The 15,079-nt window shown below is 72.0% G+C and carries 11 protein-coding genes and 1 pseudogene; 5 read left to right on the plus strand and 7 right to left on the minus strand.

Annotated elements, in window-relative coordinates:
• Positions 1-437 (plus strand): DUF4232 domain-containing protein (locus tag ACH4J0_RS36845; protein ID WP_396245542.1); only part of this gene is annotated, 437 nt, incomplete at its 5' end.
• A gap of 877 nt (positions 438-1,314) precedes the next feature.
• Here the strand turns inward: ACH4J0_RS36845 and ACH4J0_RS36850 are convergent.
• The 3 genes and pseudogenes from ACH4J0_RS36850 to ACH4J0_RS36860 all read right to left on the minus strand — a co-directional run.
• Positions 1,315-1,455 (minus strand): hypothetical protein, encoded by a 141-nt coding sequence (locus ACH4J0_RS36850; protein WP_396245543.1) that lies wholly within the window; start codon positions 1,453-1,455, stop codon positions 1,315-1,317.
• Between the two features lie 263 nt (positions 1,456-1,718).
• Positions 1,719-3,554 carry a flavin monoamine oxidase family protein gene (locus ACH4J0_RS36855; RefSeq protein WP_396245544.1) on the minus strand — a complete coding sequence of 612 codons (1,836 nt, stop codon included), beginning with the start codon at positions 3,552-3,554 and terminating at the stop codon, positions 1,719-1,721.
• A gap of 370 nt (positions 3,555-3,924) precedes the next feature.
• A pseudogene (locus ACH4J0_RS36860) lies at positions 3,925-4,050 on the minus strand (lytic transglycosylase domain-containing protein); the annotation flags it as partial.
• Between the two features lie 341 nt (positions 4,051-4,391).
• Between ACH4J0_RS36860 and ACH4J0_RS36865 the strand changes: the two are divergent.
• On the plus strand, positions 4,392-4,652 hold the full coding sequence (locus ACH4J0_RS36865; RefSeq protein WP_396245545.1) for a hypothetical protein: 261 nt from the start codon (positions 4,392-4,394) through the stop codon (positions 4,650-4,652).
• A gap of 279 nt (positions 4,653-4,931) precedes the next feature.
• The gene (locus ACH4J0_RS36870) at positions 4,932-5,543 is read left to right on the plus strand and encodes a hypothetical protein (RefSeq protein ID WP_396245546.1); all 612 of its coding nucleotides are present in this window, start codon (positions 4,932-4,934) and stop codon (positions 5,541-5,543) included.
• A gap of 184 nt (positions 5,544-5,727) precedes the next feature.
• Here ACH4J0_RS36870 and ACH4J0_RS36875 read toward each other — a convergent pair whose 3' ends face one another.
• A complete protein-coding gene (locus ACH4J0_RS36875) occupies positions 5,728-7,689 on the minus strand; it encodes a glycoside hydrolase family 9 protein (protein ID WP_396245547.1) in 1,962 nt (653 codons plus the stop codon).
• A gap of 39 nt (positions 7,690-7,728) precedes the next feature.
• Here ACH4J0_RS36875 and ACH4J0_RS36880 point away from each other — a divergent pair, with 39 nt between their 5' ends.
• The gene (locus ACH4J0_RS36880; protein ID WP_396245548.1) at positions 7,729-8,775 is read left to right on the plus strand and encodes a sensor histidine kinase; all 1,047 of its coding nucleotides are present in this window, start codon (positions 7,729-7,731) and stop codon (positions 8,773-8,775) included.
• 231 nt (positions 8,776-9,006) lie between these two features.
• Positions 9,007-10,419, plus strand: coding sequence for an APC family permease (locus ACH4J0_RS36885; RefSeq protein ID WP_396245549.1), 1,413 nt, complete (start codon positions 9,007-9,009; stop codon positions 10,417-10,419).
• 149 nt (positions 10,420-10,568) lie between these two features.
• Here the strand turns inward: ACH4J0_RS36885 and ACH4J0_RS36890 are convergent, their stop codons facing one another.
• The 3 genes from ACH4J0_RS36890 to ACH4J0_RS36900 all read right to left on the minus strand — a co-directional run bounded on the left by ACH4J0_RS36890 (position 10,569) and on the right by ACH4J0_RS36900 (position 14,942).
• Positions 10,569-12,215 carry a serine/threonine-protein kinase gene (locus tag ACH4J0_RS36890; protein ID WP_396245550.1) on the minus strand — a complete coding sequence of 549 codons (1,647 nt, stop codon included), beginning with the start codon at positions 12,213-12,215 and terminating at the stop codon, positions 10,569-10,571.
• Positions 12,216-12,570: 355 nt separating this feature from the next.
• Entirely contained in the window at positions 12,571-13,980 is a 1,410-nt protein-coding gene (locus tag ACH4J0_RS36895) for a flavin monoamine oxidase family protein (RefSeq protein ID WP_396245551.1), read from the minus strand.
• 422 nt (positions 13,981-14,402) lie between these two features.
• A complete protein-coding gene (locus tag ACH4J0_RS36900) occupies positions 14,403-14,942 on the minus strand; it encodes a TetR/AcrR family transcriptional regulator (RefSeq protein ID WP_396245552.1) in 540 nt (179 codons plus the stop codon).
• Between the last annotated feature and the right edge of the window lie 137 nt (positions 14,943-15,079).

A 15,079-nucleotide genomic window follows, 5' to 3' on the forward strand; every position in this document is an offset into this window, starting at 1 on the left:
CCGGCACGGCCGGGAAGACCGCCAAGTGCCGGACCGCTGACCTGACCATCACCGCCACGGACCGCACCATCACCGGCGACCCCAACAACACCGTCGTGGTCGAGATGAAGAACCACAGCGGCAAGGACTGCACGCTCTCCGGATACGCGGGCGTCGACCTGAAGACCCCCTCGGGCGCGCTGTCCGCGGACCGCTCCGGCGAGCCGGTCGTCACAGCCGTCGTACCGAACGGCAAGTCGACCTACTTCGGCATCAGCTACCCGCCCAACAACACCGGCGGCTCCGGCCTCCGGATCACCGGCCTGGTGGTGACCCCGCCGGACGAGACCCAGTCGGTCACCCTGCCCTGGCCGGGCGCCGGCTCGCTGCCCGCCACGGACACCAACGGATCCCCGGTGAAGATCGGCCCGATGGGAAGCGCCGGCCAGGGCCAGTGACCACGGGTCCCGCCCGGGCCCGACCCACCCGGCGTGCGCGGCGTGCGCGGCATGCGCGGCGATGCGACGTGGCCACGACCGCGACCTCCGTCGGGCGATCGCACTGTCGCGACGCGGCCCGCCGGGTTTCCGCTCGGGGCTCGGGAGGCACTCCCCCTGTGGACGTCTGTCGGCGCGCGTCGCACCGGGAGGGCGGGGGCAAGGGCGATGGGAACGTGGCACGAGCAATTGCGGCCGTGGCTGAGGGTGTTGATACTCGCCGCGGCGGTGGCGGGACTCGTCGGATGCTCGCTGTGGGTGTCCGAGGCATACGGCGATGTCGTCGCCTTCCGGCACGCGTCCGCCTGTCACAGCGGGTCGGAGGACGGCTGCATCGCGAAGGTGACGGGGACGGTCATCGACAAGGAGACCGGACAGTCGTGTACCTCGGACTCCAACACCTCCCACTCCTGCACGACTTACCACAGGCTGCGGCTGCGCTACGCGGACCGCACGGAGGTGCGCGTCGTCAGCCCGGACACTTACGGCGACGTGCAGCGCGGTGACCGCGCGGAGCTGGGCACATGGCGCGGCGCGGTGGTGAGCCTGACGGTGCGCGGGCACACCCACACGTACGACCCCCCGGCCGACGACTCCACGATGTGGCGGTTGAGGGCTGCCTGGCTGGTCCTGGGGGTGGCGGTGTGGGCCGTGGTGAGCGGGCGGCCGGCACGCCTGTTCGCGGCACCCGACTTCGTATGGCTCTGGCTGTCCCTCCCGTTCTCCTGGCTGGTGCACGGCGCCCTACTCGGAGCGGACGTCCTGGAGTGGATCTGGTCAGCGGGGTTCGCCGTTTTCGGTGTCTTTTTCGCGTTCACGCTGGCGAACGAGGGGGGCTTCACCCGGTGGCCGCAACGGTCACGGCGACGCCGGCGACGGCCCGGGCCCAGGCCGTGGAGACCGAAGTGATCACCGAGCCCAGCTCGCGCAGACAGGGCTCGGGCACGGTGGGCGCATAGGTCACGTCGACGAGCGGCATACCCGACACCCTAGCCGGAGCGCGATCCCGCCAGAGCCCCGAACGGTCATCCCCGGCAGCGCTCCGCAGGACGGGTCCGCCGGGCCGCCTGACGTCAGGACAGGAGCCGCACCACCTGCCACGGCACCAGCACCAGCACCAGCGCCAGCGCCAGCGCCAGCGCCAGCGCCAGCGATGAGCGGACCTCGGTGCTGCCGGTGGGGCAAGGACGCCACCCGCCCCCCTCGGCGGCCGCCGCCGCGGCCGCCGATGCCCGCCCGCGCTCAGCGGTTGTGGACCTCCAGGAAGGAGCGGACCGCCGATTCGAGGGCGCCCTCGATCCAGGCCGGCTTGAGGCTGGTGTGCTCGCCGGCGAAGTGGACACGGCCTTCCGGGGTCCGGGTGGCCGGGTGGAGCTCGTGCAGTTGGCCGGGGGTGACGATGGCCGCCTCACCGAGGGCGTACCGGGCGCGTGCCCAGGACTGGGTGGCGCCCGCTCCGGTGAACTCCCGCCGCACGCGCGGTCCCAGGAGTCGCTCCAGGTCGCCGAGGGCGAAGGCGTACCGCTCGCCCGGGGTGAGGGAGTCCCAGCGCGCCGCGTCGTCCGACCAGGTGTACGAGGCGAGCACCACGCCCCCCGATGAGCCCTCCGGGGCGTGCGAGGGGAAGTAGGTGAAGCGGCTGGGGCTGTCGCTGACGCAGCCGCCCCCGCTGAAGCCGTCCGGGCCTTCCTCCCAGAACCGGTGGTGGAACTCGAGCAGGACCTTGGTGGCCGAGTCGTAGTGCAGCTCTGTGACGGCCCGGCGCTTCGGGTAGGACATCAGGGGCTCGATCCGGCAGAACCGCAGCGCGCTGAACGGGATGGTGACGATCGCGTAGTCGCCCTCGAACGTCGTGGTCGGGGCGACGGGAGCGCCGTCGCAGGACTCCTCGTCGCCGCTCTCCGCGACCGTCTCGACGGTGACCTTGCCGGCGTCCTGCACCAGGCGGGTCATCCGGTGGCCGAGGCGCAGCTCGGCCCGGAGCGGGGCGGCGAGCGCGTCGGTGAGCACGGCGCTGCCGCCCTCCAGCTCCCAGTACCGGTTGGTGGGACTGATCACCGCGTGGTCGATCAGGGTGGGGAACAACGAGTAGTGCAGCCGGGAGGTGAGGTTCTCCAGAGTGCCCGCGGCCTGGAGGGACGCCCGGTCCCAGCCGGCTTCCTCCTGGAGGAAGCGGCGGGTGGAGTGGTGGCCGTAGGTGGAGAAGATGTCGGTCCAGGCGTCCAGCCGGTCGCGGATGCCGCCGTCCCGGACCGAGAGCCGCTCGAACGCCTTCTCGATGGCACCGGCGGCAGTGGAGTCGAACCTGGCGCCGAACGAGCGGTTGACCACGGTGGGCGACTGGGCGTACGCGGCACGGGTGGTCCGGGTGCCGTTGACGTGGATCAGACTGCGGAAGCGGGCCCCGGGCGGGGTGAACGTGCGGTCCGGGCCGTTGCTCCAGGTCTCTCCGGTGAAGGAGCGGTACTTCACCGGCGGAACGGCGCTGGTCGGGCCGGCGCCCGGCGCGACGTCGGCGTTGTAGAACAGCCGCCGCTTCAGACCGAGCTTGTCGGCGAGCGCCAGGACGAGCGGGTGGAAGTCGGGCAGGCGCATGGCGCCCGCCTCGGCGTGCAACCGGGGATCGGCGAAGACGCCACGGAAGGTCTTGATCCGCCCGCCGACCCGGCTGGCGTTCGCCTCGATGACGGTCACCTCGTGGCCGGCCTGCTTGAGCAGCGTCGCGACGGTCAGCCCGGCGACGCCCGCGCCCACCACCAGCACCCGCTTCCGCTCGGTGCGGGGCGGCAGTCGGTCGTCGATCAGGATGCGCAGGTATTCGAGGGTCAGGTCACTGCGCTCGTCCGCACCGACCATGAGCATCTCGCGGGCCAGCGCACGGCTGACCGCCTCGTCGGCCACCGGGCCGGTGCTCGGCGCGTACGCGGGCACCGGGGCCGCCGCGGCCCGGATGCCGAGGCCGACCGTGCCGACTGCGGCTCCCGCGGCCGACCCGAGCAGGGCACGCCTCCGCAGTCGGGGCGGCTCAGGGTCGGCACTCGACTCGCCGCCGGACCGGCGCGCAAGGGGCTGGCTCACGTTCTCTCCTGACGATGGCTGTTGGGACACCGCCCGAGCAACGCCCGACCAGGCACACCGCAACGCCGTCCGCCCGAAGATCACCCGCACCGGTCACACCCCTCGCCGTTGCGTTCTAGCGCGGGCGGGGCACACCGGGTGCCCGCTGCGGACGGGGCCGGAGGCCTTGCCGTCCGGCCCCGACGCCCGAACCGCGCCACGGACCGGCCTCCAGAAAGGGGGGACGGGCGGAAGGGGATCAGGAGGGGGACCGGCCGGGGAACGGCGCGAGGGCCCGGGTCCGCGTGGTTGCGCGGGCCCGGGCCCTCGTGGTCACCCCGGTGGCCCCTGTCCGACCCCGAGGCACGGGGGGAGGAGACGATTGGTCGGCTCAGTACCAGTGGTGGGTCTGCCAGAACGACCAGGCGGCGTTGGGGCTGCCGTAGCGGGTGTTCATGTAGTCCGGCGTCCACTTGATCTGGGTGGCCGGGTTGGTCTTCCAGTCCGCACCGGCCGTCGTGCCGACAAGGCCGGCACCGATCCGACGGCGGGGCGCCACCGCGAAGGCGCGATTCCCGGCAACCCCCGCGGACCTGCACGAACGCCTCACGATCACGAGCCAGGCAGCCTCAAAACGGTGCAAAACGGACATCACTACCCGCCGTCGTGCTACGCATTCGCATGTGAGGGCACTCACCCCACAGACCCCGGCGACCACGCCGAGTCACCACACCGCGGGCGCCATCGAGACCGCCACGGCCGCAGGACGGCGGGTCGCCGCCGCCCGGTGGACGGCTCAGGCTGACAGGAGCGCCGTCCGCGGATTCCCCGGCGGGACGGCATGGAAGAGGTGCGGGGGTGCCCGATGAGCGCGTCGCCTGGCGCACCAGCGGCGAGAGCGTGAAGCACACCGGCACGGTCGACTTCGAGCCGCTCGGCCCTGCCCGGACCAGGGTGAGGATGACCATGGCCTTCCGGCCCACCGGCCTGGCCGAGAGGGCCGCCGACAAGCTGGGTGTGTTCGGCCTCCAGGTGCGCGGCGACCTGCGCCGCTTCAAACGCTTCGTCGAGGACCCCGCCGCCGGGACCGGCCCCCGGCCGTCGTCCGGGGGCAGCTGACGGCGGGCGCGCACCGGCGGGAACACCGGCGGGCTTCGACCCCTGCGCGGTGGGATCGCGGTGCGATCGCGGTGCGTGCCGAACTCCGGGGACCGCCCGGTCGGCGAGGACGACAGCCGGGCGGTCCCCGCACGCTTCGTGCCGACCGCCACGCCGTGCGGCGCGAGCGGGTCGTCGAGGTCACAATGAGGCATGCGACCAAGTCCTGGCCCGGCCGGTCCGCCGCCGGTCGCATCCGGTCGGGCCGTCGTGCGCGGCGAGCCCTGGTGGCCGGTGGCAGTGGCTCTCGCGACCGCCGCGATGCTCCACGTCGCCCTGCCCGCGGAGTACCGGCTGAACCCCGTCTGGGTGGTTCCTGCAGTCATGTTCACGCTACTGGCGGTGTTGATCATCGGTGACCCGGGCCGGATCACCCGTCGGAAGACCTGGCTGAGGCTGGTGACCGAGGGCGTGATCGCCTTCATCAGCTCGGCGAACCTGTACACCGGTGTCCGCCTGGTGCTGGACATTCTGACCAACAACAAGCTGTTCGCCAACAACGCCACCGGCCTGCTGGCGACCGGCGGCGTGACCTGGCTGACGAACGTGATCGCCTTCGCGCTCTGGTACTGGGACCTGGACCGCGGCGGCGCCGCCGCCCGCGCCCACCGGCCCCATGCCAAGCCGGCGTTCGTGTTTCCCGAAATGCAGCACGCGGCCCACGCACCGGCCGACTGGGTGCCGTACTTCACCGACTACCTGTCGCTGGCCTTCTGGACCGCCACCGCGTTCAGCCCCACCGACGTCTCCGCGATCACGAGGTGGGCCAAACTGCTGATGATGGTGGAGGCCGCGGCCTCCCTCATCGTGGCCGCCCTGGTGATCGCCCGCGCGATCAACATCCTGCAGTGAGGCGAACCCGGACCGGACCCGAACGGCGCTCGCGGCCGACGCCCCCGGGCTCACCGCCACCGGTCGGCACGGTGGCGGCCGACAGCCAACCCGTGCGCCTTCGACAGCGGGATCCCGGTCCGGCTTCCAGAGTCGCGGCACCGGCGGCCTACCCCTCGTCGGGCAGGCTGGGCCTTCGGTGCTGTCAGTTGGGCTTGGTGCCGGTGTCCTGGGGTGTGGCGGCGAGGGTGAAGGCGAGGAGTGCGGTGGCGGTGAAGTCGTCGGCGGATTCGACGGTCTGCCAGGCACCGACGTGATCCATGAAGCCGGCGCCGCGGCCGTCGAAGGCAGCGAAGGGGTTGCCCTCACTGGTCGGGCAGGTGCGCATGGTGGGGAAGGAGTTGAGGTCCTTGAGCTTCTCCGCCGCGTTGGGACCGTTGACGACGCCGCCGAGGAGGATGTCGCCGTCGCCGTTGAGGTCGCCCGCGAGGTTGGCGGCCTGGTGCTCGGGGCAGTGCGGGAAGGTGCTTCCGGCTCCGATGACGAAGGAGGAGCCCCACGCGTTGGCGCCCAGGGCCCAGTTGCGCTGTTGGGTGGCGAACGCGTCGTAGCGGGAGTCTCCGGTCACCCGGTGGTAGAGCTGGGCCGTGGCCGCCAGGCCGAAGGTGTGGGGCACGGAATCGAAGTCGGTGTAGACGGCGCCGGCCCGGAAGGGGTCGTTGGTCGCGCGGGCGCTGCCGTCGTCGAGCTGGCGCTTGAGGTCGGCGACGAGCTGCTCGCGCGTCACTTCGGTGCGGGCGGCGCCGTCGTCGAGCAGGTGGGCGAGGTCGGCGTGGGCGAGGGCGCTGACGTCGCCGAGTCCGAGGGTGCCGAGGCTGTCCGAGGTGATGTACTGCTCGGCCCAGTGTCCGGCCTGCCGGATCCAGTCGGTCGCGCGCTCGTCCCCCAGGGCCTTGGCGGCGAGGGCGAGCTCGGCGGCGCCGAATTCCATGTCGTCCTGCCAGGACGCCTCGGGGTAGAAGCCGTGTGGGAAGGCGGTGACCAACTGGTCGCCGGGGTTGGTGTCGGCGAGGGCGTAGAGGTGTGCGGCCTTCTCGAGTTCCCCGCGGGCCCGCTCGGGGTTCTCGGCGGCGTCGAGCTGGGCGGCCAGGGCGAAGGTGGCGGCGACGCGCCCGGCGAGGTTGGGGCTGATCGGCTTGCCGGGGGGCGCCGCGCGGAAGACGGGGCGGTGCTTGATCAGGTAGTCGGGGTCCCCGGGCTTGACGTCGGCGGCGTCGTCGGCCTCCGGCAGACGCCACACGTCGTGGTCGGAGCGGATCTTCCCGCTGCCGTCGGCGGTGTCGCCCTTGCCGAGTCCGACCTGGACGTAGAGGGTGCGCGACGTGTCGTCCCACATCCTGTCGAGCCAGTCCAACCCGTGGCGCGCCTCGGCGGCCAGTTCCTTGCCGCCGACGGGTGTGGTGCGGTGTGCGAGCAGGAGACTCGCGGTGGAGTAGGAGGCGGTGTGGGTGAACTTGAGGAAGTCGCCGGCGTCGTTCCAGCCGCCCGAGACGTCGACCGGACCGGCGACGCGCTTGAGGGGTGAGGTCAGCACCGTCTCGTCGTCGGCGTATTCGGGAGTGTCGTAGACCGTGGCCTGGCGGTCCGCCAGGTGCGAGGGCTTGCGCCGCAGTTCCGTGGGAACCACGTCGGCGCCGTCTCGCTGGGCCTGGAAGAAGCGGACGTTGTCCTGGATGAGTTTGCCGAAGAGGTCGTCCGCCGCGGCGATGCGAAAGGTCGGGGAGACGGCGGTGACGGGCCCGGACACCTCGATCCGGTAGTCACCGGGCTCGCTCAGAGCGGAGAGGTCGAGGCTGTGGACGGCCTTGTACTTGCTGTTCCAGCCTCCGGTCGAGGCGCCGACCTTGCCCTTCAGGATCTCCTTGCCGGAAGCGTCGAGGACCCGGAAGGACGCCTTGGACGCGGACACGGAGGTCATCAGGTAGGCCTGCTTGGTCTCGCCGGGCGTGTAGCCGACCTGGTCGACGCGCAGCACTGCCCCCGGATCGCCCGCAGCGAGGGAGTCCGCCCCCTGCGCCGACTGGACGCAGTAGACGGCGAGAACGGTGGCTGCCACGCCGGCAGCGGTCATGCCGAGGACGCGCTTACGAATTCGGATCTTTGCCATGCCCACAGACTGCCGGTGGGTCCATGAGGCGATCATGAGGTGGTCACGGCACCGCCCGATGAGGCGCACCCTGGAACTCGACCTGCCACGCCGCAGGGTCCGGCGCGACGGCGTGCTGCTCACCCTCACCGCCAAGGAGTTCGCGGTACTGGAGGTCCTCATGCTGCTCTCCCCGACCAAGCCGGGCTGGGCGACATCTGGAAACAGGTCGAGCACGACCAGGAGACCGTCCTCGTCACCGCCGAGGCCGACGGCCGGGACATCCGATGGGCCGCCGCCCCCGTCTGGGACGGCGACCGGATCGGCGCCGCCGTGCTGGTCGGAGCCGACCCCGCCCAGAGCCAGGCCGCCCACGACCGCCTCGTCCGCTGGCTCACCCTGGGCTGCGCGGCCCTGGTGCTGGCCGCCGCCGCCGTCGGGCACCTGCTGTCCGGACGGGCCATGCGACCCGCGCTGCGCGGACTCGAACAACAGGAACAGTTCCTCGCCGAAGCCGCGCACGAACTCCGCACCCCGCTGGCCACCCTGCGCCTGGTGGTCGAGGGCGGCAGCACCTCCCCCACCCGGGCGCCCGCCGCGCTCGACGAAGCGGTCCGCCTCACCGACCGGCTGGGCCGGCTGGGCCGGCTGGTCACCGGACTCCTGGCACGGGCCCGCGTCGAGGCCGGCACGCAGGAGATCGAGTTCACCCTGCTGCGACTCGACCAGCTGGTCGAGCAGACCATCGAGGAACTGCCGGACAGCACCGGCGTCACCGTCGCCACCGAAGCCACCATCGTCAACGGCGACCCGGAACTGCTCGCCCAAGCGGCCCGCAACCTGGTGGAGAACGCGTTGCGGCACGGCGGCGGCGGCCCGGTCGACGTGAGCGTCACCGCCGGCCGCATCGCGGTACGGGACCACGGCCCCGGCGTACCGGCCAAGGACCGTACACGGGTCTTCGAACGCCACGTCACCGGAGCCACGAGCACCGGTACCGGCACCGGCCTCGCCATCGTCCGCTGGGTCGCCGAACTCCACAACGGCACCGCCCGGCTCTCCCCCGCCCCCGGCGGCGGCCTACTGCCCCCGCACGCCAGCAGCTGACACCGCCCGCTCATACCTGGCTGTCCGGCGTCGGCGCCGCCAAGGAGATCACCGGCTGACCTCGCTCCCGCCGATCACGGCCTCTCGGCGTGACTCTCCGTGTCCATCGACGCAGGGCGGTTGGCGACCCCAACCAGATGTGCCACCCCTCGGTTCCGTGGAGATAATCACCCGGCTCGTTGCCCGTCGCCTGCCGGATCAAGGTGAGAAGTGCCACCGAACGTCACCTCCGTGACCACAGCAACCGCTCCGGCGGCGCAGTCCTCCTCCCCCGCCAGGACAGTGAAGCTCGCGCCTCTGGTCGCGCTCATCTTCTTCAGCGTCTCCGGCGGGGCCTACGGCATCGAGGGCCTGTTCCCCACCTCGGGACCCGGCACGGGCTTGCTACTGCTCCTGGTGACACCTCTCGTGTACAGCGTCCCCCACGCGATGGTCTGCGCCGAACTCGGCACCGCGATACCCGTCGACGGCGGCTACTACCACTGGGTGCGACGCGGGCTCGGGCGCTTCTGGGGATTCCAGCAGGGCATGCTGAGCTGGCTGGTCGGCTTCGTGGACCTGGCCGTCTACCCGGTCCTGTTCACCAACTACCTGCAGTCCATGGTCGGGTGGGCCGCGCCCGGCAAGCACGTGCTGTTCACCGCGGGCCACCTCCAGCTCGACCTGCACTGGTTCATCTGCCTCGCCGTCATCACCGCCTGCGTCCTGATCAACCTGACGGGCACCGCCGGGGTCGGCACGTCCTCCGTCGTCCTCGCGGTCGTCTGCCTCGCTCCGCTGCTGCTCCTGAGCGTCGCCGGCTTCGCCCACGCGCTCGGCGACGGCGCCGGACCCGCAACGCAGCTGACCAGCCGCCCGGACCAGTCCCTGGCGAACGCCTTCGGGGCCGGGCTCTTCCTCGCCATGTGGAACTACAGCGGCTGGGACGACGTCTCGGCCTTCGCCGGCGAGATCGACAACTCCAGAAGGAACCTGCCACGGGCGCTCGCCCTGTCACTGGTGGCCATCACCGCCGGCTACCTGCTTCCCGCACTCGTCTCGCTCACCCTCGAACCGGACGGCCCGGCGGGCTGGAGGAGCTGGCACAGCGGTTCCTTCTCGGACGCGGGCGAAGCCCTGGGCGGACCGTTGCTGCGGACCGCCGTGACGGTCGGCGGCATGCTCGCCGCCGCCGCGACGTTCTGCGCGCTGCTCACCTCCAGCGCCCGGGTGCCCTCCGTCCTGGCGCAGGACGGCTACTTCCCGAGCTGGGTGGCGAGGACGACCGCCCGCCGCCGGGTCCCGGTCGTCTCCCTCCTCTGCTCGTCCGCGATCTATGCCCTGTTCTGCCTGAGCAGCTTCACCAGCCTGATCATCGTCGACGTCTTCCTCACCAACATCACCCTGCTGCTCGAAGTCGCCGCGCTCATCGCCCTGCGCGTGCACGAACCCGACCTGGAACGTCCCTACCGCATCCCCGGTGGGCCCATCGGCCTGGCCCTCGTCACCGTGAGTCTGGCCGGCGTCTGCGCATGGGCCGCGTGGCAGCAGTACGCGGAGAACGGCACCAGAGCGGTGACCTACTGCCTCGTCGCCCTCGCCGCCTGCGTGCTGCTCTACCCCCTCATGGCCAGGCGCCGCCTCCTCGCGGGCGCCGCGGTGTAGCCCGGCGGGAATCGCGGCCCGACCCGTCCCGCGAGGCGGGGGGTTCACGCTGTAGGCGTCCGCGTCGACCACGCTTCGCCGCGCCGGGCGAACCGCCGCGCGCGATCTGACGTGACGTCAGTTCCGTTACGAACCGCGCTCGGAGGCGTTCACGTGGCGTGGTGGTAGTAGGTGATGGAGACCGTGACCGGCCCGTCGCTCGTGGCGGTGGAGAGGGTACGGACGATGGCGAGGTCCTGGGCGCCGTGGGAGCGGACGCAGAAGGTGCGGTCTGCGCGCAGGGCGGTGAAGGGCAGGGTGGAGGTGGGTTGCGTCTCGACGCCTTTGAGGCAGTCGGGCAGCGCGAGGGGGCCGGGTGGGGCGATGTAGGCGTCGCTGTCCTCGGGGATGTAGAAGGCGTCACCCTGGCGGGCCAGGTACCAGGAGGCGGTGTCCTGGGTGACCTTCCCGGCCTTGAGGTCGAACTCGTGATCGCGGTCGGGGGAGGTGAGCTCGAGGTTCGTGTAGCCGGCGGTGTAGCCGGGGGACGCGGACGCTGGGGCGGGGGCGGGTGCGGCGGACGCGGTGGGACTGCTCGTCGGGGCGGGTGCGGCGGAGTCGTCGAAGTATTCGGTGTAGTCGAGCAGGAAGAAGGCAGCCGCAGCGCCGAGAAGGAGGGTGGCCGTCGTGACCAGCGCGGTGCGGGCGCCCCGGCGCGCGGTGGCCGCAGCTCCGCGTCGGACCGCGGGGGCCGGTTCCGGGCGAGCGGGTTCCGGCTGCGGTCGGGTGGGTGCCGGGGCGGGCAGGACGCGGGCGGTCGGAGCCCCGTCCGGGGCCGGTCCCGGGCCCGGGTCGAGGGCGGTGACCGGCATGGCGGGGGTGGCGGGGGTGACTGGCGGGCCGGTGCGGCGGTTCAGTTCGCCGCTGACCCGCGGGGGCAACCAGCCGTCGGAGAAACGCAGTTCGCCCCCGGTGGCGGGGTGGCTGCGGGCGGCCTCGATCAGCCAGGCGGGGCTGGGCCGATCCCCGGGGTTCTTGGCCAGGCAGTACCGGAGCAGCTCGTGCAGCCCGTACGGCAGGTGGGAGAGGTCGGGTTCCTCGTGGACCGCCCGATAGAGCGCGGTGGGCTCGGGCCCGTCCCCGAAGGGGGAGACGCCGGACCCGGTGAAGGCGATCAGGGCGCCGAGGGCGAACACGTCGGTGGCCGAAGTGGCGGGCTGCCCGAGCGCCTGCTCGGGGGCCATGAAGCCGGGCGAGCCGATGCGCAGACCGGTGCCGGTGAGCGGGCTGGCGTCGGCGGCGCGGGCGATGCCGAAGTCGATGACGCGCGGGCCGTCGGCGGCCACCAGCACGTTGCCGGGCTTGAGGTCGCGGTGTACCACGCCCGCGGCGTGGATCGCTTGCAGGGCCTCGGCGATGCCGGCGAGCAGCAGCAGGGCGGTGCGCTCCGGCAGCGGACCGTGGCGCCGTACGACGCGGTCGAGGGAGGGACCCGGAACGAAGGTGGTCGCCAGCCACGGGGAGGCGGCGTCGGTGCCCGCGTCGACGACCTGGGCGGTGTAGAGGCTGTGGATGCGCCGGGCGCTGGCGACCTCCTGGGCGAAGCAGTGCCGGAACTCGGGATCCTCCGCGAGCTCGGGCCGGACCACCTTGAGCGCGACCGGGCGCCCGCCGGGGGTGTAAGCGAGGTACACACGGCCCATGCCGCCCGCGCCGAGCCGCGCGCGCAGCCGGTACCCGCCGACCTCGCCGGGGTCCTCCGGAGTCAGCGCCTCGAAGGTTGAGGAGGACGGAACGCCGAAGGGCTGCGCGGTCATGAATGTGCTCCAGCAGGTCGTGCAGTGGGGATGGGGACGCGGTGGCACGAGCGGCAGTTCCGGCGCCCAGGTGCCCGTCGGCGTCCGGAACCGCACGCGGTGGCGATCAGTGCCCTGGGCGGGCTCGTCCGACTGGTCGTGCGGGGTGTCGTGGCAGGTCGAGCGGGCGGTTCCGGCTTCGGGGTACCGCGCCGCATGCCCCCGCCGGCGCGTCCGGGGGTACGCGCCGACGGGGGCTGCCGTCCCGCGGGCGCCACGGGTCGCCCGGCGGGGTTCTGGTGGACGGCAGCCGGGTCGTCCCCGTCACCCGCACGAGGGGGGAACGGTCCCGGCGCTCGTCACGGGGCCGGCGCTGTCAGCCGGCGATCTCCTTGGCCGCGCGCAGGCCCGACCGGTAGGCGCCGTGGACGGTGGCGTAGTCCTTGCGGTCCGTCGCCTCGCCCGCGAAGTGCACCCGCCCGTCCACCGCGGCCGCCAGCTGGTTGCGCATCTCGGACGTGGCACCGAGTTTGGTGAAGGAGTAGGAGCCGCACGCGTAGGGGTCGGAGGCCCAGCGGGTGATCTGGTAGTCCGTCGGCTGGGGGATGTTGCCGCCGTAGATCGTCTTCAGGGTGCCCATGGCGCTGTCGACGATCTGGGCGTCGCTCCAGCCCTCGATGGTGCGGCCGAAGTCGGCGGCGTTGAAGCCGAGCAGCACCGGCTGGCCGGTGGGTCGGGCGACGTTGATCCACTGCGCCCACTGACCGTACCTGCCCAGGTCCGGCACGTACTCCAGCCAGTCGGTGTCCGCCCAGAACACCTTGGGGAAGCGCAGGTAGCACTTGTTGAGGACGCCCGTGCCGAGCTTGGCGATGGCGGTGGTCTTGGCCTGCGGCAGGCCGGGGCCGAACTTCACCGCACCGCTCTGCAGGACGCCCAGCGGCAGGGTGACCACGACGTGGTCGGCCTGGAAGGCGCCCTTGTCGGTGGTGACGGTCACGCCGCCGGAGTTCCAGTCGACCTGCCTGACCACCTGCCCGGTCTGCACCGACAGCCCCTTGGCCAGATGGTCGGTGACGGCGCCGTAGCCGCCCGGGAAGAGGACGTCGTTGCCCTTGATCCTGGCGTCGTCGTCGAAGTACAGGGCCGACATCTGGTCGACGCTGCCCGAGTACTCGTGCTCGTAGTCGTTCAGCGCGTAGGAGACCAGGGCCTTGTCGCCGTCCGACAGCTTGGACCAGCCCACGGCGTTCTGGACGACGCTGCGGATCGAGGCGTCGTCGTCGTCCTTCTTCTGGAAGGACGACAGCGCGCCGGCCGTGGCCTTCCGCCAGCGTTCGAGCGCCTGGGCCTGGGCGCCCTCGATCTCCTGGCCGCTGCTGATGTAGTCGGTGACGCTCTCGAGGTCGGTCACCACCGTCTTCGCGCCGGCCTGCTTGGCCAGGTCGGTGATCGGATTGCCGTCGATGCCGTGGATCCACGACGCCCCCAGGTCGAGCGGCACGCCGGACCACTTCTGGCTGGTCCAGATGCGCCCGCCGATCCGGTCGCGGGCTTCGAGCACCGACACGTCGTACCCCTTGTCAGCCAGGTACCGGGCGGCCCCCAGGCCGCTGATTCCCGCGCCGACGACGATCACCTTCCTGCCCCCGGGCGCACCCGGCGTCCCGTTCCCGCCGACGCCTCCCCCACTGCCGCCGCTGTCGCCGTCCTCCCCGTCGTCGCCGCACGCGGACAGGGAGGCGAGAAGGGCGAGACTGGGCAGGCCCAGGCCTGCGCTCCGCAAGAAGCGCCGACGATGCATCGTCATGATGGTTGACCGATCTGCTTTCTGACACGGGCCGATACGAGGGTGCCGCCGAACGCCGCGTTGCGTTCGCCGGGCCGCGCGGGACGTGGCCCCGTCTTGCCGGGGACGGCCTCGGGCAAAAGATGACGGGCATCGGCTCGCCGGCCCACCGGCCTACGCCACGTGGGGACGCCGACCAGCGGCAACCCGCCTCGCCAGTAACGTGAGGCCGATGCAACAAAGAATACTTTGACACATCAGTGTGTCAATAGAGGCGCTGATGGCTGGGCGTGCCGCACCGCGCCGGGGGTGGCGTCGAAGGTGTCGGGCCGTGCAGCCCGCCCGGCGTCCTCACCTCACTGCCTCCGGCGGCCACGGCTTCGACGGCCGCGCACCCGCGCCGGACGACCTCGGAGGAATCAGGCGGCCGCGCCCTGAAGCAGGATCGCCGTGATGAAGTCCGGGGCCTGGCGGGGGCCCATGTTGCCTTCGAGGGTCAGCTCCCACGCGGTCTCGGCGAGGCCGCAGAAGGTCGAGGCCAGCCAGGTGGCCGGCATGTCGTTGCGCAGCAGTCCGGCACCCTGGCAGCGCCTGAAGAGCTTGACGGTCCGGTCGAAGATCTCGTCGGCCCGGGTGCTGGCTTCGGGCACGCCGAGGACGTCGGGTTCGACGTAGACGAGGTTCCACAGCTGGGCGAACGGCGGGTACTCACCGACCAGGGTGGCGAGCACCTGCCGCATGGGATCGGCGCCGGACTCGGCGCGGGACAGGGCCCGGTCGCAGTCGTCGAGGATCTTCGCGGCCATGGCCTGCACCAGGTGCTGGCGGGTGGGGAACAGGCGGACCAGAGTCGCCCGGCTGATGCCCGCCCGCTTGGCGATGACCTGCATGGACGCCGCCCGATCCTTGGCCAGGACCGGGATCGCCGAGTCCAGCACCTCTGTCGCGTCGGTACGCATCGCGAGCCAACTCCCCACGCCTCTGTTGACACACTGATGCCTCAATGTATCCTCTGCAGTATCAGCCTCATTGTACTGAAGAGGGGGTTTCCCCTGTTCCCCCGCGGCCTGACCTGCTCCTGGTGACGCCCGGCGCT

Origin of the sequence: Kitasatospora sp. NPDC017646 (assembly GCF_044329365.1) — a bacterium.
Lineage (GTDB): Bacteria > Actinomycetota > Actinomycetes > Streptomycetales > Streptomycetaceae > Kitasatospora.

Excerpts from the sequence above, each read along its gene's own strand:
- ACH4J0_RS36850 (WP_396245543.1), bottom strand. The coding sequence starts at position 1,455 with ATGCCGCTCGTCGACGTGACCTATGCGCCCACCGTGCCCGAGCCCTGT.
- ACH4J0_RS36875 (WP_396245547.1), bottom strand. The coding sequence starts at position 7,689 with ATGGCAAAGATCCGAATTCGTAAGCGCGTCCTCGGCATGACCGCTGCC.
- ACH4J0_RS36890 (WP_396245550.1), bottom strand. The coding sequence starts at position 12,215 with ATGACCGCGCAGCCCTTCGGCGTTCCGTCCTCCTCAACCTTCGAGGCG.
- ACH4J0_RS36900 (WP_396245552.1), bottom strand. The coding sequence starts at position 14,942 with ATGCGTACCGACGCGACAGAGGTGCTGGACTCGGCGATCCCGGTCCTG.